The sequence below is a fragment of the Anabaena sphaerica FACHB-251 genome (genome assembly GCF_014696825.1).
Lineage (GTDB): Bacteria > Cyanobacteriota > Cyanobacteriia > Cyanobacteriales > Nostocaceae > RDYJ01.
Map to the genome: position 1 here is coordinate 111,732 of NZ_JACJQU010000013.1, position 24,357 is coordinate 136,088.

The 24,357-nt window shown below is 38.7% G+C and carries 22 protein-coding genes; 7 read left to right on the forward strand and 15 right to left on the reverse strand.

Features of this window, described 5'->3' with window-relative positions:
- Positions 1–22: 22 nt before the first annotated feature.
- The 4 genes from H6G06_RS19335 to H6G06_RS19350 all read right to left on the reverse strand — a co-directional run bounded on the left by H6G06_RS19335 (position 23) and on the right by H6G06_RS19350 (position 4,066).
- Positions 23–1,078 carry a YwqG family protein gene (locus H6G06_RS19335; RefSeq protein WP_190563041.1) on the reverse strand — a complete coding sequence of 352 codons (1,056 nt, stop codon included), beginning with the start codon at positions 1,076–1,078 and terminating at the stop codon, positions 23–25.
- 85 nt (positions 1,079–1,163) lie between these two features.
- Entirely contained in the window at positions 1,164–1,532 is a 369-nt protein-coding gene (locus tag H6G06_RS19340) for a cupin domain-containing protein (protein ID WP_190563042.1), read from the reverse strand.
- Between the two features lie 92 nt (positions 1,533–1,624).
- Positions 1,625–2,683, reverse strand: coding sequence for a YwqG family protein (locus tag H6G06_RS19345; RefSeq protein ID WP_190563043.1), 1,059 nt, complete (start codon positions 2,681–2,683; stop codon positions 1,625–1,627).
- A gap of 114 nt (positions 2,684–2,797) precedes the next feature.
- Positions 2,798–4,066, reverse strand: a complete 1,269-nt coding sequence (locus tag H6G06_RS19350; RefSeq protein WP_190563044.1) for an acetylornithine/succinylornithine family transaminase — start codon at positions 4,064–4,066, stop codon at positions 2,798–2,800.
- Between the two features lie 330 nt (positions 4,067–4,396).
- Between H6G06_RS19350 and H6G06_RS19355 the strand changes: the two genes are divergently transcribed.
- The gene (locus H6G06_RS19355; protein ID WP_338422964.1) at positions 4,397–5,461 is read left to right on the forward strand and encodes a potassium channel family protein; all 1,065 of its coding nucleotides are present in this window, start codon (positions 4,397–4,399) and stop codon (positions 5,459–5,461) included.
- Between the two features lie 59 nt (positions 5,462–5,520).
- Here H6G06_RS19355 and H6G06_RS19360 read toward each other — a convergent pair whose 3' ends face one another.
- The 3 genes from H6G06_RS19360 to H6G06_RS19370 all read right to left on the reverse strand — a co-directional run bounded on the left by H6G06_RS19360 (position 5,521) and on the right by H6G06_RS19370 (position 7,551).
- Complete coding sequence (locus H6G06_RS19360; protein WP_190563045.1) at positions 5,521–6,081, reverse strand: methylmalonic aciduria and homocystinuria type D protein; 561 nt, start codon at positions 6,079–6,081, stop codon at positions 5,521–5,523.
- A gap of 179 nt (positions 6,082–6,260) precedes the next feature.
- Positions 6,261–6,467, reverse strand: coding sequence for a glycogen debranching protein (locus H6G06_RS19365; RefSeq protein WP_190563046.1), 207 nt, complete (start codon positions 6,465–6,467; stop codon positions 6,261–6,263).
- Positions 6,468–7,134: 667 nt separating this feature from the next.
- Positions 7,135–7,551, reverse strand: a complete 417-nt coding sequence (locus H6G06_RS19370) for an ExbD/TolR family protein (RefSeq protein ID WP_190563048.1) — start codon at positions 7,549–7,551, stop codon at positions 7,135–7,137.
- A 109-nt stretch (positions 7,552–7,660) separates the two neighbouring features.
- On the opposite strand from H6G06_RS19370, the gene H6G06_RS19375 reads away from it, so the two are divergent.
- Complete coding sequence (locus tag H6G06_RS19375; RefSeq protein ID WP_190563050.1) at positions 7,661–8,179, forward strand: dihydrofolate reductase family protein; 519 nt, start codon at positions 7,661–7,663, stop codon at positions 8,177–8,179.
- A gap of 341 nt (positions 8,180–8,520) precedes the next feature.
- Here the strand turns inward: H6G06_RS19375 and H6G06_RS19380 are convergent, their stop codons facing one another.
- The 8 genes from H6G06_RS19380 to H6G06_RS19415 form a co-directional block, all read right to left on the reverse strand.
- Entirely contained in the window at positions 8,521–9,969 is a 1,449-nt protein-coding gene (locus tag H6G06_RS19380; RefSeq protein ID WP_190563052.1) for a Ni/Fe hydrogenase subunit alpha, read from the reverse strand.
- 148 nt (positions 9,970–10,117) lie between these two features.
- Positions 10,118–10,732: a CP12 domain-containing protein gene (locus H6G06_RS19385; RefSeq protein ID WP_190563054.1), complete on the reverse strand. Its 615-nt coding sequence runs from the start codon at positions 10,730–10,732 to the stop codon at positions 10,118–10,120.
- Between the two features lie 64 nt (positions 10,733–10,796).
- Positions 10,797–11,342: an NADH-quinone oxidoreductase subunit B family protein gene (locus H6G06_RS19390; RefSeq protein WP_190563056.1), complete on the reverse strand. Its 546-nt coding sequence runs from the start codon at positions 11,340–11,342 to the stop codon at positions 10,797–10,799.
- A 201-nt stretch (positions 11,343–11,543) separates the two neighbouring features.
- Positions 11,544–12,065, reverse strand: a complete 522-nt coding sequence (locus tag H6G06_RS19395; RefSeq protein WP_190563058.1) for a DUF3122 domain-containing protein — start codon at positions 12,063–12,065, stop codon at positions 11,544–11,546.
- A 51-nt stretch (positions 12,066–12,116) separates the two neighbouring features.
- Positions 12,117–12,833, reverse strand: a complete 717-nt coding sequence (hoxU, locus tag H6G06_RS19400; protein ID WP_190563061.1) for a bidirectional hydrogenase complex protein HoxU — start codon at positions 12,831–12,833, stop codon at positions 12,117–12,119.
- A gap of 290 nt (positions 12,834–13,123) precedes the next feature.
- The gene (locus H6G06_RS19405; protein WP_190563063.1) at positions 13,124–14,725 is read right to left on the reverse strand and encodes a NuoF family protein; all 1,602 of its coding nucleotides are present in this window, start codon (positions 14,723–14,725) and stop codon (positions 13,124–13,126) included.
- On the reverse strand, positions 14,712–15,224 hold the full coding sequence (hoxE, locus tag H6G06_RS19410) for a bidirectional hydrogenase complex protein HoxE (RefSeq protein ID WP_190563065.1): 513 nt from the start codon (positions 15,222–15,224) through the stop codon (positions 14,712–14,714). Before hoxE ends, H6G06_RS19405 begins: the two co-directional genes overlap by 14 nt.
- A gap of 114 nt (positions 15,225–15,338) precedes the next feature.
- The gene (locus tag H6G06_RS19415; protein WP_190563067.1) at positions 15,339–15,857 is read right to left on the reverse strand and encodes a universal stress protein; all 519 of its coding nucleotides are present in this window, start codon (positions 15,855–15,857) and stop codon (positions 15,339–15,341) included.
- Positions 15,858–16,634: 777 nt separating this feature from the next.
- On the opposite strand from H6G06_RS19415, the gene H6G06_RS19420 reads away from it, so the two are divergent.
- The 5 genes from H6G06_RS19420 (at position 16,635) to H6G06_RS19440 (ending at position 24,332) form a co-directional block, all read left to right on the forward strand.
- Positions 16,635–17,894, forward strand: a complete 1,260-nt coding sequence (locus tag H6G06_RS19420) for an RHS repeat protein (RefSeq protein ID WP_190563069.1) — start codon at positions 16,635–16,637, stop codon at positions 17,892–17,894.
- A 791-nt stretch (positions 17,895–18,685) separates the two neighbouring features.
- Complete coding sequence (locus H6G06_RS19425) at positions 18,686–22,654, forward strand: response regulator (RefSeq protein ID WP_190563071.1); 3,969 nt, start codon at positions 18,686–18,688, stop codon at positions 22,652–22,654.
- A 323-nt stretch (positions 22,655–22,977) separates the two neighbouring features.
- Positions 22,978–23,364 carry a response regulator gene (locus H6G06_RS19430; RefSeq protein ID WP_190563073.1) on the forward strand — a complete coding sequence of 129 codons (387 nt, stop codon included), beginning with the start codon at positions 22,978–22,980 and terminating at the stop codon, positions 23,362–23,364.
- Positions 23,365–23,910: a DUF1622 domain-containing protein gene (locus tag H6G06_RS19435; protein ID WP_190563075.1), complete on the forward strand. Its 546-nt coding sequence runs from the start codon at positions 23,365–23,367 to the stop codon at positions 23,908–23,910.
- Positions 23,911–23,981: 71 nt separating this feature from the next.
- Complete coding sequence (locus H6G06_RS19440; protein ID WP_190563077.1) at positions 23,982–24,332, forward strand: hypothetical protein; 351 nt, start codon at positions 23,982–23,984, stop codon at positions 24,330–24,332.
- Positions 24,333–24,357: the final 25 nt, after the last annotated feature.

Sequence of the window (24,357 nt, forward strand, 5' to 3'; positions counted from 1 at the left end):
AATAAATTGTTCTCCTCACATTTTAACAACAAGCATAGGTATACAAAACCTTAGAAAAATCTAACTGTTTAAGTGCAGAAGGCTGAATAAAAAAGTTACCAATTCCCGCATCTCCCCACATAATTGAGTTATCATCATCAGAGTCCATTTGCAATAACAGAAAATCGTAACCTTCCTCTCCCTCTACATTTTCTCGATCATCATTTTGCACAAATGCCGGATATCCTCCTAAACGATGTCCTCCTAATAATTCCTCATATTTTTCTTCATACTCATTAATCAAATCATCTACGAGTTCTTCTAAAGAATTTTTCATTGCTTTAGTTAGATTACTTTGTTTAAAGATGGGAAAATAGCTTTTAACTAATGATCTAAACCGATAATCTGATGCACTAATTGGATTTGATTTAATGGCGAAATTCAAGGCTAAACAGTCTACTAATGGTAAACCTATTCCTGGAGGTAAAAAGTCAAAATTATCTAGGAGATTATCAATATTCAAATCTGGTTCAGAAAAGTAAAGAACTCGAAAAGTTGTTTGTGCTAATTGTAGGTATTCTTCAAGACCATAGGCTGTTTCACCTGCGGCTTCAATATAAAATTGAAGTATCCCTTTTTCCGGTAAATCTTCTAAATTAGGAGTTTCTGAAAAGTTGATTTGTGCTAAAAGATGAAGGGGAGTACCATCTGGGGCTGTGGGATAATCAAGATGTTTAGGAAAGTAAGGTAAGCCACCAAATTTACTTTGCCATAGCGTAGTTTCTGTTGTTGAATATGGATTGATTTCTATAAAAGGTTTAGTAATGGTCTTGGCAAATTCATCTACCTGATTTTTTAATTCTAAGAACATTCCATACAATTCATCTGGCGTAAAATCTTTGTTATTTTCATCTACTGGGATAGACTCGATATCATACCAACCGTGTGTGAGTAATTCTTGAATACTTTGATTAAAAAAAGCTTCTGCTTCGGCTTCAGAAGAGAATTCATGCAGTTGTTGATAATGGGTAACATTGCAGCCGTCTAAATGAATGGAAGTTCTGAGGGAACTTAATCTCAATATTTTATTGCATTTCATAAAACTTAACCTGTGATGTGATAAAAAAGTGAAATTCACTATTTCAGAAATTCTAAAATCTTAGACATGAAAGTAAAGATATCATTTATTCCTTGACTCGATTGGGAAAAGATATTTCCAGGACAACACACCCGATATCAGTTTTGAATGGGCCATGAATTTCTCCTGGTGGTCTACTAGCATAATATCCACTCTCTAACCATATATCAAAAGCTGCGTCGTAAAGACGACCGCTAATCACAAAAATCTCTTCAGGATAAGGATGACTTTTCGCACCTAAATGAGTTGTATCAGCACCAGGATGGAATCGAGTTAAACGGGTATATTCACCAGTCTCTTCATCTATGCTCAGAGTTAGTTCTTCTGCTATTTGTTCCAGACCTTTGATTGGTTGCCATTTTCCTTGATTTTCTGAACTCAATGGATTCCAGTAAATGATGGTGGATTTTGGCATAGTTCTTTGTTTATTTGTTTCAAGAAGTTGAATTTGAAATTGTTTTTACTGTTCAATTTTGAGCATAAATCAAGTTTACTGCTTCTTTTTTCTCAACTACAAGCATAGGTGTAAAGAACCTTAGAAAAATCCAAACGTTTAAGTGCAGAAGGCTGAATAAAAAATTGACCTACACCCACATCTCCCCACATAATAGAGTGATCATCATTAGAGTCCATTTGGAATAACAGAAAGTCATAACCTTCCTCTTGCATACAAAAATAACGTATATCGTCCTGTACAAATTTTGGATATCCTCCTAATCGGTGTCCTTTTAATAAATGTTCATATTTTTCACTATACTCATATATGAAATCATCAGCCATTTCTTCTAAAGACATCTTCATTGCTTCTGTTAAATTACTCTGTTGAAAGATAGAAAAATATCTTTTATGAAAGTCATTAAACTGGTAATCAGTAACACTGATAGGATGAGATTTGGCGGTGAACTTCAAAGCTAAACATTCTTCTTCTAATAATGGACCCAGGAATTCTGGCACAAAATCAAAATTATTTAGCAAATTATCAATGTTTAAATCTATTTCAGGAAAGTATATAACTCGAAAAGTAGTTTGGGCTAATTGCGGATCATCTTCTAGTCCATAGGTTGTTTTTTCTGATGTTTCAATATAAAACTGAAGAATGCCTTTTTCGGGTAAATCTTCTATTTTAGGAGTTTCTGCAAAATTGATTTGTGCTAAAAGATTAAGGGGAATACCTCTTGGGCTTGTGGGATATTCCAAATGTTTAGGAAAATAAGGTAAACCGCCAAATTTACTTTGCCATAAAGTAGTTTCGGTTGTTGAATGTGCAGTTATTTCTATATAAGGTTTGGCGGTTGCATTAGCAAATTCATCTAGCCGTGATTCCAATCCTAAATACATTTCATATACTTGATATAATGTAAAGTCTTTATTCTCTTCGTCGTTGGCAATAGATGGTTCACGCCAACCATCTGCTAGTAATTCTTGAACACATTGGTCAAAAAAAGCTTCTGCTTCAGCTTCCGAAGAAAATTGGAAAAGCTCCCTACCATCTAGAACAGTACAGTCATCTAGATAAATAGAAGTTCTGTAGCTGGAATGCCAAACAAATTTTTTGTTACATTTCATGATAATTAATCTGCCAATGTAAACAGAAATGATAAAAAAACGATAAGAGGTAAAAAAATTCGTAATTAATAATCCTTAAAATTACGAATTACGAATTACGAATTATTGGGTTAATTATGCTGTGACTTTAGCTAATGCCTTTTCTACAGCTTTTAATGCTTCATTGATTTCTGCCTCAGTGACAATTAAAGGAGGTACAAACCGGACAACTTTTGGACCAGCAGGTACTAATAATAAACCCTCATCCATCGCAGCTTTCACAACATCAACCGCAGTTAAAGAAGAATCTGCTTTGATTTCCATCCCGTTGATTAAACCCCAACCGCGCACTTGTGAGATATGCTGAGGATATTTAAGAGCGATCGCTCTTAATCCCTCTCGTAAATGTGCGCCTTGTTCCTCTACATTCTGTAAAATATTCTCTTTTTCTAAAGTTTGGCAAACACTTAAAGCCACACCACAAACAAAAGGATTTCCACCAAATGTACTAGCGTGTTCCCCCGGTTCAAAAATATCACAGAATTTTTTACTCATCATCGCACCGATGGGGATACCGCCACCCAGTCCTTTCGCACTGGTGAAAATATCCGGTTCTACTCCCAGATGTTCATAACCCCATAATTTACCACTGCGTCCCATCCCTACTTGCACTTCATCAAAAATTAATAAAATGCCGGTTTCATCACAAATTTGCCGCAACCTTTGGAAATAGGCAACATCCCCAGGACGAACCCCACCTTCTCCCTGTAATGGTTCAATTAAAATCGCACCAACGCGATAATTACCTTCATCTAACTCAGTTACCGCAGCTTCAACTGCTCTAATATCGTTATAGTTGACATAATGAAAACCAGGAACTAAAGGATCAAAGTTCTTTTGATACTTTGGTTGTCCGGTAGCGGTGACAGTTGCTAAAGTCCGTCCGTGAAAACTTGCATGAGCAGTTAAAATGATAGGGTGGGCAATCTCTAGGACAGTGTGGGCGTATTTTCGTGCTAGTTTGATTGCTGCTTCATTGGCTTCAGCCCCAGAGTTGCAGAAAAATACCCGATCTGCACAAGAATGATCAACAATCCATTTAGCTAATTCACCTTGTTCGGGAATATAGTACAAATTAGAGACATGATGCAGTTTTTGGATTTGGCGTGTTACCGCTTCTACCATGACTGGATGGGCGTGTCCTAAAGTACAAGTGGCTATTCCCGCCACAAAATCCAGATATTCCTTACCTTGGGTATCCCAAACGCGACATCCTGCACCCCGTTCTAAAGCGATGGGAAACCTTCCGTAGGTAGACATCACCGCTTGATTAAAACTATCTGCATTAAATTCATTGATGTCTGAGGGGATTATCGGCTGTTCAACTAGACTTTGGCTACTCACTACCGCACCTCCTGAAATTTTTAATCCTATACTCTATTTAGCAGGTTTTCATCAATATTTCAAAAATTCTTATAGTATGAAGTAGAGGATTTTTTAACTTTTAATTTTGGTTCTTCAGTATCTAATATGCAAAATCTAGACAAAAAATCTCAGAAAGCAGACTGCGTATAAGAAATGAGCCATAATTTTGAATATTATGCCAAAATAATTATCTCTTTCCCCCGTTCCCCGTTCCCTGTTCCCTGTTCCCTCTTATCGACTGATAATTTAGCATCACAAGTACCGAAGAACCTTAATTTTTTACTTTTAATTTTTAATTTTTATTTGCCTGTGTATTCTACCCTAGAACAGAAATATAAGCGGATTCAACAAGAGTTAATGGCTGGGGCTTTAGCTTTAGTCATTGTTTTCTTAATTGGCACTTTCTGGTATTGGTTGGTAGAGGGCTGGTCATGGGAAGATGCGGCTTACATGACAGTCATCACTTTAGCTACTGTCGGATATGGAGAAACTAACCCGCTAGGTAGTCGGGGACGGTTGTTTACTATTGCTTTAATTTTGATGGGTGTAGTCAATATTGGTTACATTGTCAATAGATTTACAGAAGCTATTATTGAAGGCTATTTTCAAGAAGGGATTCGACTCAGACAACAAAGGCGTTTAATGGAATCATTATCAGGACATTATATCATCTGTGGATTTAGTCGGACTGGGCGACAAATTGCGAAGGAGTTTCGGGCTGAGGCTGTATCTTTTGTAGTGATTGATGCTGAGTTTGAATCTGTGCAGAAAGCTGAATCACAAGGTTATACGGCTTATCAGGGTGATGCGACTTTGGATGAAACTTTGTTGAAGGTTGGTATTGAACGCGCAATTTGTATTGTGGCAGCTTTGCCTTCTGATGCGGAAAATTTATATACCGTTTTATCAGCAAAAACACTGAATTCAAATATTCGGGCGATCGCACGGGCAAGTACAGAAGAAGCTTTACAAAAGTTACAACGGGGCGGTGCAGATGCGGTGATTTCTCCTTATATTACTGGGGGTAAACGCATGGCGGCGGCGGCACTCAGACCACAGGTTTTAGACTTTGTGGATGGGATGCTTTCTGGTACAGATCGTCAGTTATATATGGAAGAATTTTTACTAGAACCTGCTTTGTGTCCTTTTGTCGGTCAAAGTTTACAAAAAGCGAAATTGCGATCGCAAACCGGCGCATTAGTTTTAGCTATTCGTCGCTGTGATGGTAATCTCATTGGTGGACCAACTGGAGATACAGTTTTAATGTCAGGAGATACCTTGATTTGTATGGGTACGGCTGAACAATTGCGGAGTTTAAATCAAATTCTTGGTCCAATTAATTCTCAGCAGCTACGAAGACCGAAACAAAGTTGATATTTGGGTAGATTTTCACGATGAGAACAGACATTTTTTCACACCCACCCTGAACAAAATTAAACACCAATTTCCATCCACCCATGCAGAGGAGCGATCGCTTTTGTTACCAACGAAATCATTTCTGGAGGTGCTGCCGAAAGCAAGACGCTGGGATAAACAGCAGTACCCCACTCAGGATGCACCAGCACACAGCATTTATTTTTAATGACTGGATAATCTAATAAAGCTTTAGCAACTGCCGTATCATCATGGGGAACAGGTCCGGGATGGGAAAGTAAAGGATAACCAGTACGGGGATCAATTAAGTCTGTTATATAGCCGCGATCGCGCAAATTAAACGCCACATCACAACCAAACCGCATAAACTTTTCCCGTAACCGTTCCTTTTCCCCCTCTATTTCCGCAGTCATTTCCACCAGTGGATATTTTGATTGTTGTAAGACAACCACCACCCACAGAAATTGTTGCTGTTTCCAATCTGGTAATATCTGTTCGCAGTTGGCACAGATATATTGACTGGGATTATGAATAGAAATTTGCACAGCTTGTCCCGTTTTGCCAACTAAATTAATGGGATAGCCTTGCTGGGAAGTGCAAACACTGGAATAGTTCACCACATTTAATCGGTTTTTGCAAGTTTGTTTTTTATTCCTTGCTTATGATGATAACTCTGAAAACTTCTAAAAAATCATCAATATTTGATTTCAGAGACGTTCCACCGGAACGTCTCTACTCAAAATTATTCAGCAAGATAGTAAAAGTCTCAGAAGTGTTGAGTTGGGTTTCTGACACTAAATCAATTGAGTTTTAAAGCATTGACTGGTACTTCATCCCAAGAATCTACTGTACGTAACTGTGCAACCCAACCATCTGTCTTTTGCTGATCAGTCAAACCTTTTTCAAAGGACTCATGACAATCTTGAGCTTGAGTCTCATCACAACAAGCAATGCAAGCATGAATCATACCCGATGGATCAATTTGCTCATTTACCCAAATAGTCATAGGTGTCCCTCTCTAAATATTTTGCCAAACTTTTGGTTTACTGGTTATTGATTCTTTCACAATAGTTCCAAAAAACATAGACAAATATCTCATGCCTTTCGTTTGCCGGGAATAACCCCGACAGGGCGTTAGCGAAGCTCCTCCGAAGGAGGCACTACAACGCCCTCTATCCCTAGACTAAACGCTGTCGGGACTACTTTACGTAAAATATTCAAACTACCATTGACATCAGCATGAATCAATAAACCATTACCTGCTCTATAGACTATATTAGGACTTAGGCAAGATTGAACTCAAAACCTGATTCTTGCGTAGGGGTAATTCATGAATTACCCCTACTTCCGTTCTGTTTTGCGTAAGTCCTGTATATAAAACAACTGAAAGTAGGGGTTTAGCAATACTAAACACCTCCAAGATACAAGCGATCACTTGACAATCAAGATAGTCGCTACAAAAACTCCTAACCGAACAGTATTGGGTAGAGCCGAGAATCCCTACCCATGGAACGTCTCTATAAGGGTTCTAGGAAACGCACATTTAATTTTCACGCTCTTGTCTATTAAGGTTTTTGGCGTTGCTGAATTAGGATATGAAATTGAAAAATCAATGATTTCAAACTCTTACTCTCTGTGACTGGAGCGCCTCTGCGTGAAACAAAATCATACTCTTAATCAGCAACGCCAGGTTTTTGAGCCGCGATCGCTAATTTTGCTCCCTGCACCTGACGCAAACGATCCATGACTCCCACAACCTGTCCATGCGAAGCGTTCATATCAGCGTTAATAATTACCATCACTTCAGCATTATTACCCTTTAATTTCTGTATTTGTTCTGGTAAAGCATTGAGGGTAACAGCTTCACGGTTTAGACTAATGTTGCCTGTTTGGTCTACAGTTACAGTAATTGGTTTTGTGGCTGCTTGTGATTTTGTTGTTGCGGCTTTGGGTAAATTAACTGGTAATCCTTCCGAGCGAGTTAAAAACAGAGTTGACATAATGAAAAATGTCAAAATCGCAAAGATGACATCGATCATAGGTACAATGTTGATCTGTGCTGGAATATCTGGTTCATCGGGTAGGCGCATAAGCAAGTCAAAATTGGGAATTAATTGGGGATTGATAATCGGGAACGGTTAACCGAAAACAGGCACATATATTAATCAAATAATTTTAACCAATTTAGTGACTAAAAACATGAGAAAAATCTGCTTGTTCATAGCTTCTAGTCTGGACGGATATATTGCTACTAAATCCGGTGATATAGATTGGTTATTTACTGACCAAGATTATGGTTATTCAGAGTTTTTTAACAAAATAGATACATTAATTATGGGGAATAAGACTTATCAGCAAATTCTTGGTTTTGGTGAATATCCCTATCCTGGTAAAGAAGCTTTTGTTTTTTCAAGTACGCAACATGGAGAAAAAGATGATCATGTCACATTTGTAGGGGAAGATTTAAAGAATTTCATCAGCAAGTTATGTCAATCTAGCGGTGGTGATATCTGGCTAGTTGGCGGTTCACAGGTGATAAACTATTTTCTAGAAAACAAGTTTTTGGATGAAATTATTATCGCTATCCACCCAATTCTTTTAGGTGAGGGTATCCCTTTATTTAGCGGCAATAATTCCAAGATTACGCAAAGATTAGATTTAATAGATGTGAAAACCTATTCTTCGGGATTAGTGCAAGTTTATTATTTATTCTGTTAAGTCGTAGATGACTTAACCCCCTAACCCCCTTCCCTACCAGGGAATGGGGGATATAAATAAACATTGATACTTCTAGTGGCATCTTCTAATAAGTCAAGGATTTAAATAGGGCTTGCTGAATAAAACTAAAAGCATCACAGGGAGAAGGTTTCAGCCTTTTTAATTCTCAAAAAGTACCAAATTTTTTGGGGTAAGGACTTCAAAACCGTGCATTTGAGTCTTACTCAAAGGAAAATTTTTCCCTACTAAACACTTGAAACTGTTCCCTGTTCCCTGTTAAGAGTTCCCTGTTAAGAGTTCCCTATCTCCACGACAAGACTTTTTCAGCAAACCCTAAATAATTAATCTCGACAGATTTGATTAACAACAGTCCCATCTTTTGCCACTAACTCTATTAGTAAAGGCATCTGTCCAACTGCGTGGGTAGAACAACTCAAACAAGGGTCAAAAGCCCGAATACCAGCCTCGACACGGTTTAACATTCCTTCTTTAATTTCACTACCTTGGACAAAATGACGGGCAATTTGGGCAACTGTGCGATTCATTGCTAAATTATTTTGACCAGTTGCAATGATTAAATTTACCTTTAACATTAAACCATTTTCATCAACCCGATAATGATGGAATAATGTTCCCCTTGGTGCTTCACTGACACCCACAGCTTCTAATTGGTTAATACCAGCTTCTGCACGGAGACGAATTGATAAAATATCTGGGTCATCCAGTAAAATTTCGATGTGTTCAATACAAGCCAAAATTTCAATTAACCGCGCATAATGATAAAAGAAAGAAGATTTAACAGTACCAGTTCCATAACTGCGAAATTCTTTTAATTCCTTATCCGCTAAAGGTGTACCAATCTGACTGCAAATATTCAATCTTGCTAGAGGTCCAACGCGATACATTCCACTATCTAAACGACAATGGTCGCTAGTATCAGGATAACCTAAAGGACGATAGTAAGGAGATTTCAAGTAAGAATCAGCTTGGACTGCTTCACCGAGAAATTCCTCATAATTAGCAGCATCAAGTTTATCAGCAACAATGTTTCCTGCACTATCGACAAAACGGATATTTCCATCATAAGTTTCCCATAAACCTTCTGATGTGACTAACCCCATAAATAAACTGGGGAAATTACCAAAAGTTTGCGCTTCTTTTTCGTAATTTTTCAACAAACTTTTAAATAAATCTATGGCATTAATAACAGTGGTTCTGGCTTCAGGAATGCGTTTTTGAATGTGAGTGCGATTTTCTTCAGTTAAAGGGTCACTTACTCCACCAGGAACCGCCCAAGAGGGATGGACTTTTTTTCCTCCTAATAATTCAATGATTTCTTGTCCAAATTGCCGTAAACGAATACCACCCCTAGCTAATTCTGGGTCGGATGCTATCAAACCAAAAACATTGCGTTTTGATGGTTCGCTATCCATGCCTAATAATAAATCTGGGGCGCTAAGGTGAAAGAAACTCAAAGCATGAGATTGGACAATTTGCCCTAAATTCATTAGACGACGTAATTTTGTAGCGGTTTTGGGGATAGTTACAGCCAAAATGCGATCGCCTGTTTTTGCTGATGCTAACAAATGACTTACCGGGCAAATACCGCAAATTCTCGCCGTAATGCCTGGCATTTCTGGAAAAGGACGACCAACACAAAACTTTTCAAAACCGCGAAATTCGGTGACATGAAACCGCGCATCATTTACTTGACCGTCATCGTCTAAATAAATGCTAATTTTCGCGTGTCCTTCAATGCGAGTAACCGGATCAATAATGATTTTTTTCATAATTAGTCATTAGTCATTAGTTATTAGTTATTAGTCATTAGGGAACAGGGAACAGGGAACAGGGAACAGGGAACAGGAATTAAATAAATTCAAAACTTATTCTCTCTTGCCTTTTGCCTTTTGCCTCCTGCCTCCTGTTCACTGTCATTTAAACATCATAAAGCCTAGCTTCGTCGGCTTCTGGATACTCATCACAGTATTCTTCAAAAGCTGATTTTAGAGGCTTTTCTGCTCGTTGGTGGGCAATTTCTGCCTGTATTTCTTCCACTACATCCCAAGCGGCTGCACATTCTGGGGAATTAATACCTTTGTCTGCACAAACAAGACGAGCTTTTCTAATTTCATCTTGTAATTCTTGTTCTAAAAGAATCGAACGAGGTTTTTCTAAAGAACTGCTTCTAGCTAAGATATCAGTTAGTGAGATTATTCCTAATAATTCACCACTAATTACAGGCGCACGACGCAAATTATGGTCAGCAAATAATCTGGCTACATATTCTAAACCTAGTTCGGGATTAACAACAACACAAGGTTTAGTCATGATCTCATAAACGCGCACTTTATTGGGATCTTTACTGTACGCTATGACTTTATAAACAATGTCACTTTCTGTTATCATGCCATAAGCATCTTGTTCATGACGACGATCTACAATTAACGCTCGCCAGTCTCTAGCTTTCATTAAATCAACTGCTTCTTTGACTGTAGCCGAACCGCGAATCATCGCTACATCTTTTGTCATTACATCTGCTGCTGTTAACATAACTAACCTCTTAAAAAAATAGGGGACTGGGGACTGGGGACTGGAGATAATAATTAATTAGCAATTACCCAAATTTAATCATTTCTCTGCCTTCCATTAGTGGTTTTTCTCCTTTTAATAATGGTTCAATTGCAGCACGAATACGGGGTGCTGAAGGTGGACAACCGGGTAGATAGATATCAACTGGTACTACATAATGAACAGGTATTACTTTATCAAGTAATGGAGGAACTATACCCGGTGAATGGGGAATTTGTTGGTTAATATCTGCGCCTTCAATATAAGCCAATTGCAAGCTGACATCAGCATTCCCAGTGGGGTTACGCATGGCGGTAACGTTACCTGTAACAGCGCAATCTCCAAAGGAAATTATTGTTTTGGTGCGTTCTCTAATAATGTGGATTAATTCTAAATGTTCTTCATTGGCAATAGCTCCTTCAACTAACACCACATCAACACCTTCTGGATATTCTTTAATATCAGCAATTGGACTATAAACTACATCGACTTGGGCTGCTAAATCTATTAACCATTCATCCAAATCAAGAAAAGACATATGACAGCCAGAACAGCCACCTAACCATACCGTTGCTAATTTAATTTTAGTCATTTTTTACCTTTTGATTGTTAGTAATTTGTTTTTTGTAGAGGTTTTATAGTAATCAGTAATCAGCCTTAACTATCTCTTGATCTCGTTCCCAGTCTTTGACTGGGAATGCTACATAGAGGCTCTGCCTCTACAGTCTTTCATTGAAGGCAGAGCCTTCTTTATTCATTCCCATACAGAGTATGGTAACGAGAAAACGAGAAATCAATTATCATTTGTAATTATTGATTGCCATTCTTTAACAACATTAACAGGAACTGAGATATTAATAGATTTTGTAACAGGTAAAGGTATTGCTAAAGTTAAAGATTCTTGAGGTAATTGGGGCAGAATATCTTTAAAGTCATATTGACCAATAGTAGGGGCTGGTGCTTCATCTAAAAATACATCTGCCGCATTCCAAACTTTACCTGTATCTGAGGTGATTTTTAAAGGTTGAGGGTGAATTAATTGAGCCGAACCGGGAAAACCAACTAAGCGTAGATTTATTGTAGTTGCTTGACCAGGATACACTTGTTTAAATAACACAACCTGCCAAACCTTTCCTGATTGATCATCTAATTTTGTTTGTGAGCGATAAAGAACTTCCCCTGGTGTTTCTCCTATTTGCGTAACAACAGCAATTGCACTCTTGAAGGTGAAACCGCCTAAACCCAGGAATATAGAAGTTGTGAATATTCCCATTAATATCACCCGTAAAAAGATTGTTACAATACGGTGTAACATCAGATTGATCTCCTGGTAATTGGTCAGAAATATTTCCTAATCCCCAAGCTTTTAAAAATTCCATTGTTTTTTCTCCCTTGCAGTGACTAAAAAATCAATTTTGCCTCGATTATGTACCATTTCACCCACACTTGAACCTTTATCAAATAACGCCCCTGTGGGACAAGCATTCACACATTTACCACAGGAAGTACAAGTTTGAGAAGTTCCCCAAGGCTGATTTAAATCAGTAATCACGTGAGATTTTGAGCCTCTTCCGGCCATATCCCAAGTATGTGCGCCTTCAATTTCATCACAGACTCGAACACAGCGAGTACAAAGCACACAACGATTATGATCAATGCCAAAACGGTCATGAGAAGTATCAACAGCACGGTTAGGAAATTGATATTCTAACCGGACGTGATCCATACCCATTTCTATGGCTAAATCTTGTAATTCACAATTGCCATTAGCAACGCAAACAGAACAAATGTGATTACCTTCAGCAAATAACATTTCGATAATTGTGCGACGGTATTTTTGCAAGCGATCGCTGTTTGTTGTCACCTCCATTCCTTCTGCAATCTTCGTCACACAAGCAGGTTGTAACTTATTGCTCCCAGCAATTTCTACCAAACACAATCGACAAGCACCCACATCTCCCACACCTTCCAAATGACAAAGTGTAGGAATATGCACACCCGCTTCTTGCGCCGCTTCTAGTAAGGTTTCATCCTCACGGGCGCTAACTATTTGCCCGTTAATTGTTAAAGTTTTTACAGTCATAATAATTTGGTAATGGGTAATGGGTAATGGGTAATGGGTAATGGGTAATTGGTAATCCTGTAAATCCTTAAATCCTGTAAATCCTGATTCTGACAATTAGAGATTTGAGTAATTGGTGTAAGGGCGAAGCATTCAGAAAATAAACTTGAGAAAAAACCGATAATTTAGTGTAAGGGCGAAGCATTCGGAAAATAAACTTGAGAAAAAACCGATAATTTAGTGTAAGGGCGAAGCATTCGGAAAATAAACTTGAGAAAAAATCGATAATTTATCGCCCGAATGCTTCGCCCCTACTTGATCAATGCCAAATACTCATCATGGAAATAACGCAAAGTGCTAAAAACTGGATTTGGTGCCGACTGGCCTAAACCACATAAACTTGTGTGTTTTACCATGTCGCAAAGTTCTTCTAATAATACCAAATCAGCTTTTTCAGCCTTACCTTCACTAATTTTGGTTAAAAGTTGATGCAGTTGGACAGTTCCCACCCGACAGGGAATACACTTACCGCAAGATTCATCCATGCAAAATTCCATGAAGAACCGCGCCACATCTACCATGTTAGTAGTTTGATCCATAACAATCATCCCACCAGAACCCATCATGGAACCTAACGCGGTTAAGGATTCATAATCTACAGGTGTAGAAAATGCTGACGCAGGTATACATCCCCCTGAAGGTCCGCCAGTTTGTACTGCTTTGGCAATACCACCATCGGGAACACCTCCTCCCATTTCCTCTACAATTTCTTGTAAAGTTGTCCCCATTGGCACTTCGATTAAACCAGTGTTGAGGATTTTTCCAGCTAAAGCGAAAACCTTTGTACCTTTACTTTTTTCTGTACCGATACCAGCAAACCAATCGGCACCATTTCTAATAATTGGGGCAATATTAGCAAAGGTTTCCACATTGTTAATTAACGTTGGATAACCCCATAAACCAGATTCAGCCGGATAAGGTGGACGGGGATGAGGGACACCGCGTTTACCTTCAATAGAAGCCATTAACGCCGTTTCTTCACCGCAAACATAAGCCCCTGCACCAATGCGGATTTCGACTTTAAAATCAAAAGGTGAATCAAAGATTTGTGAACCTAAAAGACCGAGGCGTTGGGCTTGGCGAATAGCGGTTTCTAGACGTTTAATAGCTATGGGATATTCTGCCCTTACGTAAATATAACCTTGACTGGCACCTATAGAGTAGGCTGCGATCGCCATTCCTTCTAAAACTCGATGGGGATCACTTTCCAGCACACTCCGATCCATAAATGCACCGGGATCACCTTCATCAGCATTGCAGATAACAAACTTTTTCTCACCTGGGGATTTTGCCACTGTTCCCCATTTTAAACCAGTAGGATAACCAGCACCACCCCTTCCCCGCAACCCACTTTTAGTAATAGCTTCTATCACTTCGCTGGGTTTCATTTCTCGCAGCACTTGGTAAAGGGCTTGATAACCTTCGGCCGCAATATAAGATTGAATGCGTTCCGGGTCAACTTTACCGCTGTTTTCTAAAACAATAGGTAATTGACGAGTAAAAAATGGTTGCTGCAAATCTTGTTGTTTTAAATTCGTTTCTTTCCCTTGTACGGACGCAATAATTTGTGGTGCATCCTCTGGGGTGACTTGTTCATAAAGCTGTCTACCCTGGGGATCTTTCTCAGTATCCACCTGTACCAAGGGTCCTTGACAGCACAGACGCATACAACCCACACCGATAACTTGCACCTGATCCTCTAATCCCCCAGCTTTCACAGATTCCTCTAAATTATCTTTCACCGCTTGGGAACCAGAAGACAAACAACCCGCAGCTGTACAACAACGGATCTGCACAGGTTTAGCTTGAGAACGTTCAGTTCTAGCGATTTCTAACAATTCATTTAGTTCCATTTTCCTGCCATTCTCCCACTTTTTTGCAGACTGATTCTGATGTTTGATTACCCGCAACAGCACCATCAAATACCACCGCTGGCGCAATACCACAAGCACCCAAACACCTAGCTGTCATCAAGGAAATTTCCCCATCCGCTGTAGTATCTCCAGCTTTAATATGGGTAGCTGTTTCTAAACTTGTTAAAATTGCTTGCGCGCCTTTCACATAACAAGCTGTACCTGTACAAACTACACAATTATGTTTACCTTTGGGTGCAAGGGAAAACAAATGATAGAAAGTTGCAACTCCATACACCCGACTGGGTGGTAATTTTAACTGATGGGCAATATACAATAATAAATCTAACTCTAAATAACCGAATAATTCCGAAGCCCGATGGAGAATTTCAATGAGTGCATTTTGTTGATATTGATGACGCTTGATAGTTGCATCCAACATCTTCAAACGTTTATCCCCACTGGGATGAGTAGAGATAGGTGGAACAGAAGTTTTCATTATTTCTTACCTATTTTCAATAACTAACAGCAGACTCTGGCGTTCTTCGAGAGCGACTGTAACTGGTGTGCGAAATCAAAAATCTGTGGTTTATTAACCCGAAAATAAATGTAATTACTCTTGAGTGATCTCAGTTTCTGCGATGGAGTAACTAACGGGAAGATGTAAAATATGCACAGAACAAGGCGCATGGTGTAAAACGTAATTACTGACACTACCGATTAATAATTCGGTGATTCCAGAAAGCCCGCGTCGTCCAATCACAATCAAATCAGCATTCCAGTCTTTAGCAAAGTGGCAAATTACTCTACCAGGACTACCGACATTTTGCGTAAATTCCGTATTAATGTTCTCAATATTTGCTTGGGCGCAGAATGCTTGTAACATTTGCAAACCTTGGTTTTTATGGACTTCTAGTTTTTGCAAATACCTTTTCATGCTATCATCCCCCCAGCCTGGATAGTAATCCATCTGAGAAAGAAGCATTACATCAGGAATGCCATCTTCATCAGGTGATAGGACGTGGAGTAACATTAAGTTAGCAGATGTTAACTTTGCTAAAGACAGGGCTTGTTGAAAAACTTGCTTACCCATGTCCGAGCTATCCAATGCAACTAAAATTTTCTTAAACATAGATACTCCCATTTTAATTCGCTAATTATTTAATTAGCTTTTTCTGTTTGATTAATTCCTGTTTGGTAAAAATACGTATATTTCATTTGGATTTCGTTACATTCATCTTCACAAATCTTTAATTTAAACACCTACCCTGTTACTTGCCTCTACACTTATGCTTATACGCAAACAATTTGAGGAACTTGTGAGGACAGATTATGGGTAATTTATAATTCACAATTCCTAATTCATAATTTGTAATCAACAATATACCGGACTTCTTCAAGAAGTCCGGTATCTGATAACTTGGAATCGCCCCGGTTCTACGTACTTAATCCCAGCACCAGCAACCAAATCTTCAGTGCGGCTCGGATTACATACGAGTGCAACTGTCCAATCATAGGATTTATTTGCTAACAATGCTAGTGCGAGACTTCAAAGCGTTGTTAAGATTCCTCTGTTCTCTTAGAGGATGTTTTAAAAGTTTTGAATGTATAAATAGACCCCTCTCCAAACCTCTCCCCGACGCGGGGAGAGGCTTTGAAACCCCCATTCCCTCGTAGGGAAGGGGGGATAGGGGGGTTAGGTTGCTGAAGATTATTGGTTTCTTCTAATACTTTTCAAACAACCTCTTATGTCAAGTCTAATTTAGATACTCTTACAGTGAGGAAATAAGTTGTTGTCTAAGCCATTAGATATACTCTGATAGCGAATAATTACTTACCCTGGGACAGATGACATAGATACAATATTTTGAATTTAATAATACTTAGTAGTTTAAGCAATAGCACCACAATGTCTGAGAGTTATCTTATATCTAGCGTTAGATACTATCCTGATGGTAAGTTCTACATAACAAACTACAGTTACGATCCAAAAGGTAATCTCATATCAGAGATCCGTGATAGAAATGGTGATGGTCAGTTTGATGAAATCTATAATTACACTTACGATACAACAGGTAATCTCATATCGAAAAGCTACGATAGGTTTAGATATAACTCTGATGAAATTGATAATGACCCTTACGATGATGTCATCTTCAATTATACTTACGATGATCAAGGTAATCTTATATTAGAAACTACCGATTGGTCTGGAGATGGCGAGTTGGATTTCATCTCCAAATATACTTACGATAGCCGAGGTAATCTTACATCATATCTCGATGATTATGGTGGAGATGGCTATTCTGAAGTCGGTGAAGCTTATAAGTACATTTACGATACGAAAGGTAATCTCATATTATCTGCTACTGATTTTCAGATGGATGGTGAGTTTGATAGCATCTCCAACTACACATACGATAGCAAAGGCAATCTTATATCGTCAACCAGGGATTATGCGGCTGAGGGAGTTTCTGGAGCCACAACAAACTACACTTATGATAGGAAAGGTAATCGCCTATCAGAAACCTATGATGGGAACGGTGATGGCAAGCTTGATAGGATCTACAAGTACACATACAATAGGAAAGGTAAACTTACATCGGAAACCTATGATAGCAATGCTGATGGCAAGCCTGATAGGATCTCCAATTACACATACGATATAAAAGGTAATCGCCTATCAGAAACCTATGATGATAATGGAGATGGCAAGCTCGATAGGATCTACAATTACACATACGATATAAAAGGTAAACTTACATCGGAAACCTATGATGATAATGGAGATGGCAAGCCCGATAGGATCTCCAATTACACATACAATAGGAGAAGTAAACTTACATCAGAAACCTATGATAGCAACGGTGATGGCAAGCCTGATAAGATCTCCAATTACACATACGATATAAAAGGTAATCGCCTATCAGAAACCTATGATTATGATGGTGATGGGTCTTTGGATGCCGTCTTTATTAATACTTATGCGAGTATAGGTAAAATAGTATTTGGCAATTCTCAAACACCTACATTTAGTTTGGGAGTAAGTAATAATCCAGCAGGTTTATCCCCAGTCGATGATATTTCCGCTAGTTTTGCAACGCCTAATTATCTAACAGCTTCGCAACTTGGTACTTTGGAAACCAACCCTGGTAATATCAGCTTTTGATAAAGTGAAAATAATACTATCTATCTACATCACTGCTAACGAAGCGATGTAGATAGGTGCTATGAGAATTCCATAAAAGTTTTAGCTGAATAGATTTTAAAGCAATCAAGATCACAAAGAATTAAACTAATATTTCCTCTTTTTTAGGACTTACGCAAGATTGAACTCAAAACCTGATTCTTGCGTAGGGGTAATACCGCAACGGGCAAGCAAGCTACATGAATTACCCCTACTTCCGTTCTGTTTTGCATAAGTCCTGTTTTTAACACCTAGTTTCTTAAAAATTCATCAAAATAAAAATTCATTAAAATTTGATCAGCACCTGCATCTGCACTCACATAACCACCATCATTTGCTTTTAAAAGTGCAAAAATCACCCTTCCTAGTTGAATTGTGCGACTATTTTGATCTCATAATTAAAGTGCTGGTCTCCGAGGAGTCTTACACGAGTGTGGCTTCTTCTTTTGTCAAAACTTGTTTTAATTGGTCATGACCAGGTAAAACAGGCAAATTGTGGTATGGCGTTTCCCAGTCTAATGAAGTACACACCAATTTATTCCCTGTTAAGAGTTAAGAGTTAAGAGTTCCCTAAAACTAAAAAACTTTGTACCTCACGAGCATGAAAACTGCTATAAGCTTGATATAATTTGATATTTCTTAATTAATGTTAAGACTTAAGGTATAGATTTAAAGTTATTTAATTTATTACAAATATAATGATACTTTATTTTACTATTGAGTTGTTTTGCATTATTCCAATTTTAAAACAATTACATTGGGAAAACCTTTAAATGAAGATCTTAGTGATCGAGGATGACGAGTTAAATGCTTATGCACTTACTGCCGTTCTCACAGACCAAAATTATGCAGTGGAAGTGGCGACTGATGGTTATGCAGCCTGGGATTTAGTCGAAACTTACGATTATGATTTAATTCTTTTAGATGTAATGCTGCCTAAACTAGATGGTATTAGTTTATGTCGGAGAATCCGTTCTAGTGGTCGGCAAGTACCAATTTTATTATTAACAGGATGTGATAGCTCTCACGATAAAGCGATTGGCTTAGATGCAGGTGCTGATGATTATGTAGTTAAACCTTTTGATCAAGAAGAACTTGTAGCTCGTGTCAGGGCATTATTGAGACGAGGTAGTATTACCTCACAACCTGTCTTAGAGTGGGGTAATTTACGATTAGATCCTAGTAGCTGTGAAGTCATATATCACCAAAACCTCCTCTCACTCACCCCTAAAGAGTATGCCCTGTTGGAACTTTTGATGCGAAATAGTCGCCGTGTGTTTAGCTGTGGGATGATTTTAGAGCATCTTTGGTCCTATGAAGACACACCGGGAGAAGAAGCAGTTCGCACCCACATTAAAGGTTTACGTATGAAGCTCAGATCAGTGGGAGCGCCTCACGATTTAGTAGAAACAGTATATGGTATTGGTTATCGCCTCAAACCCCAGGAAGATGAGGGGGAACAGGGAACTCTTAACAGGGGGAACAAAAGGAGCAAAGGCACAGGCGAAGCAGGGGAGCAGGATGCAAATTTAAAATCTCAGCAAACACTGACAGCTATTGGGGAAATTTGGCGGCGATTTCGCGGCCGGATCGAGGAACAAGTTAGCATCATAGAACAAGCTGCACAGCAAGTTTTAAATCCAGTTTTAAGTCCAGAACTGCGAACTGACAAGTCAGCGCTTGCGCTATCGCAAGCTGCTGCACAAGCCCATACTTTAGCAGGTTCTTTAGGCACTTTTGGCTTGGCTTCTGGTTCAGAATTAGCCAGAAAAATTGAGAAATTACTGAAATCTGCTAAAACTTTAACTGCAACTGACACAACTAACCTACAAAATTGGGTCAAATTACTGCGCCAAGAAATTGAGGAGAAAAATCAGGAAAATTTACCCCCACCAACTGTTAGCCATCAACAGTCCTTAGTTTTACCAAAAGAATTAGACCAAACAGCAAATAAAGCGAAAATATTAGTAGTAGATGATGACCCACAAATTTTAGCATTATTACAAACATTACTTACACCTTGGGGACTGGAGATTATTCCACTTAATGATCCCCTTCAATTTTGGACGACTTGGCAAAATGTCAAGCCAGATATGCTGATTCTGGATGTAGAGATGCCTGGTACAAATGGTATTGAATTATGTCAACTTGTCCGCAACGATCCCCAAGGCAGTGAGCTACCTATCTTGTTTATCACTGTTCATAACGATGCAGACATTGTGAATCAGGTATTTAATGCTGGTGCTGATGATTTTGTCAGCAAACCCATTATTGGCTCGGAACTGGTAAACCGCATTATCAATCGATTAGAGCGGGTGAAACTGTTAAGGCGAATGGCGCAAACTCGAAATAACCAAATTAATGAACTGGAAAATCAAACTCGATTGATTCAGGAAAGCTATCATAACTTGGTAGAAGTTTATCCAGACGCAATTTTTATTGTCAGTCAAGATAATTTTGTGTTTGTAAACAGTGCCACCGTGCAACTTTTTGGTGTCACTTCAACAGCAGAATTATTAGGTAAACCATTTCTCAACTTTGTACATCCCAATTATCAAGCTGGAATTAGGGAAAATCTCCAACACCTGAACATAGGTAAACAATCAATTCCCTTGCATGAAGTGAAGTTTTTAAGGGCAGATGGGAGAACAATTGATATAGAAATTGTCGCAGCAGATCTAATCTACAAAGGTCAACCAGCATCCCAAATTGTAGCTCGTGATATTACTCAACGCAAGCAAACAGAATTAGCACTGAATACAGCTAAGGACGAACTAGAATTAAGAGTTGTAGAACGTACAGCTGAGTTAATTACTGTCAATCATCAGTTGCAATCCCAACTAGATGAACGACGACGCACACAAGAAGCTCTGCGAATTTCCCAAACTCGATTTGAAGGCATTTTGAGTATTGCCGATGATGCGATTATTTCTATTGATGGTAGTCAGCGGATTACTTTATTTAATCAGGGTGCAGAAAAGATTTTTGGTTACTCTGCCCAAGAGGTTCTAGGAGAACGTCTAGATTTACTGTTACCGATGCGTTTTGCTGAACAACATCGCCATCATGTGGCTGACTTTGGTAAATCTTCCAGTCCGGCTCGGAGAATGGGTGAAAGGCGGGAAATATATGGTCGCCGCAAAGATGGTACTGAATTTCCCTCTGAAGCTTCTATTTCTAAATTCGATGTCGGTCAAGAATGTGTTTATACAGTCATATTGCGTGATATAACTGACCGTAAGCAAGTGGAGAAAATGAAAGATGAGTTTGTTTCTGTCGTTAGCCATGAACTGCGTACTCCCCTGACTTCGATTCACGGCTCTTTAGGAATGTTAACTAGTGGGTTGTTACCAACAGACTCAGAACAGGGTAAACGCTTGCTGCAAATTGCTACTGATAGCACTGAACGTTTGGTGAGATTAATTAATGACATTCTCGACATTGAGCGCATCGAATCGGGTAAGGTAAAAATGGAGCGAGAAAACTGCAATCTCGAAGATTTAATTAAGTCTGTTGTGAATATTATGCAGCCTCTAGCTAATAAAGCTGGGGTAAATTTATCTATTTCTGGTTTATCTGTACAACTATGGGCTGATCCAGATCGGATTGTCCAAACTTTGACTAATTTGTTGAGTAATGCCATTAAATTTTCTAGTTCTGGTTCTACGGTTTCTTTGATGACAGAACTAAAAGAGGATGAGGTTTTGGTGACAGTCAAAGATACTGGAAGGGGAATACCTGCTGATAAGCTAGATAGTATTTTTGAGCGTTTTCAACAAGTTGATTCTTCAGATTCACGTAACCACGATGGTACTGGTTTAGGTTTGGCTATTTCTAAGAGTATTGTACAGCAGCACGGCGGACAAATCTGGGTAGAAAGTGTGTTAAATAAAGGTAGTAATTTTTACTTTACCATGCCGATTTTGGCAGGTTCCCAAACCGCTAAATTGGGAAATTCAGACTTTGAAGAAACCCTAATTACTAATCAACATTCTCCTCTAGTTTTAGTTTGTGATGATGATGCTATGATTCGTACTGAGGTCAAAAGATTGCTGGAGCAAGGGGGATATAGGGTGATTACGGTAGAGAGGGGTGAGGAAGCGATCGCTCAAGCAGTTGCTCAACATCCAGATGTGATTTTACTAGATTTGCTCATGCCAGGTATGAATGGCTGGGAAACAATGGCATCATTAAAAGAACGTTCAGATACTCAGGATATACCCATTGTGATTTGTAGTGTCTACAAACCCAATAAAAGTAATCAATCAAATGCCGATTTTGTAGATTGGTTAAGTAAACCTGTGGAAGAAAATTCTCTGTTAAATTCCTTGAGAAAGGTGGTATCTGAACTTTCTAGAAAACTTAGGATTTTAATTGTTGAAGATGATAAGGATCTGGCAGATTTATTAGCAACTTTATTTTCCAGACATGATATTGAAACTTTTATCGCCAAAACAGGTAGAGAAGCTATTCATCTGAGCCAGAAAGTCAATCCTGATTTACTAATTCTTGATTTAATTTTGCCGGAAAGTGATGGTTTTACAGTTGTGGATTGGTTGAAAAAACATAATCAACTTTTCAATATTCCAGTAGTTGTTTATTCTGCTAAAGATTTGGATGATTCAGAACGCCATCGATTGAAATTAGGACATACAGAATTTTTGACAAAAGGAAGAGTTACTACCCAGGAATTTGAACAACGGGTGATGGATCTGCTACAAAGAATTACGCACAATAATTGAAGAAGTCAGGATGCAGGATGCAGATCCAGCAGCTTTCAGATATCAGCAGTAAAACCCTTTTAGTGCAAGGCTTTGTGATTAAAATTTGTACATTCTTTACCTGCAATATGTTGGAATTAGAATCATGTCACAATCTACTTCTAATTAAGTAAGTGGGCGTTAAAAATTGTCGTTATGACAAGGGAACTCTTAACAGGGAACGGAGAAGAGGGTTTTGGTGAATTTACTTTTTGTTACATACGTCGGTTTTTTCCCACCGACTTACTTATCTAAAATCTAAAATCTAAAATCTAAAATCTAAAATTTATCAGGTGATAGAAAGAATGAAACCAAAGCGAATTTTAGTAGTTGATAATGAGCAGTATATTCAAGAAGTGGCCAAGATTTGTTTGGAAACTGTTGCCGGTTGGGAAGTCCTGACGGCTAGTTCGGGAAAAGAGGGAATATTACAGGCCCAAAATCACCAACCAGATGCGATTTTACTAGATGTGATGATGCCCGATATGGATGGACTTGCTGCTTTTGCAAATTTACAAGCAAATCCCACTACAAAAGAAATTCCGGTGATTTTGTTAACTGCGAAAATCCAAATTGCTGATCGCCGTCGTTACGCTCAATTGGGAATAAAGAGTGCGATCGCTAAACCGTTTAATCCGCTAGAATTAGCAGGGCAAGTAGCAGCGGCTTTGGGCTGGAGTTTGGAGAAGTAGATGAAACGTCAGCCTTTGAGCGATGCTTCAGCGAATATTCTACTACCTCTGGGATTGATTCTAGGTCTAGTTCTGTTGTTAAGCTTCAATGTCGAACAAAGTCACACAGAAACAATATCGAGGAGTCCGTTGGAGTTATGGTTGAAGCTGATTGTCGGCTATTTAGCAGCAGGTACAGAAATAGCCGCAGCAGTAGTAATTGGTGGTGCAGTGATTCAGGGTATTTTTGCTTATATCCGCCAGTTATTTTCCCATTCTCGACCAAGTTTTGATGCTACTGAATCAATTCGCCTAAAATTGGGACGGGTATTAGTTTTAGGATTAGAATTTACTGTTGCTAGTGACATACTTAGGACAGCAGTTGCACCAACTCGTCAGGATATTTTAAACTTGGGAGCGATCGTGCTTTTAAGAACTCTGCTCAATTTCTTTTTAGAACAAGAAATTAGACAAGCAGAGCAAAGCCGTTTACAACAGAGGGAACCTGTTGATAACTCCTACGTAGTAGCAGATAAAGATTCTAATGATCACAGACACATAGGTTAATCAAAACAACAGGTAAAGACTCGTGTTGCTATGGGTTTGAATTCGTTGTAGTACCAGCATCTGAACTGGTCTTGGGCGTATTAGGAGATGTCTGCGTTTTTGAACTCGTATCTGTATCTGGGCTAGAGGTCGGTGTTGGAGTCTTGGTGGACGATTCAGGAGGAGCTACATTAATCGTCGTGTTCTGTGGAGCAGCAGCAGGCTGTGAATTATTAGGGACAATCACATTAACATCTGTCTTCTCTTGTTTAGGTGTTTGTGATTGTGGAACGTCAACTTTAACGTTGACATTAGGCGCACTTTGCGGACGAACAGGAACAACCGCTGGGACTGGAACACGCTCAACAGTATTAGATTTAAATAACAAAAACCTAGTCAGATATAGTCAAATATTAACATCTGTGGTACAAAAATATCATTAATTTTTGCCTATATTATGTGATGCAA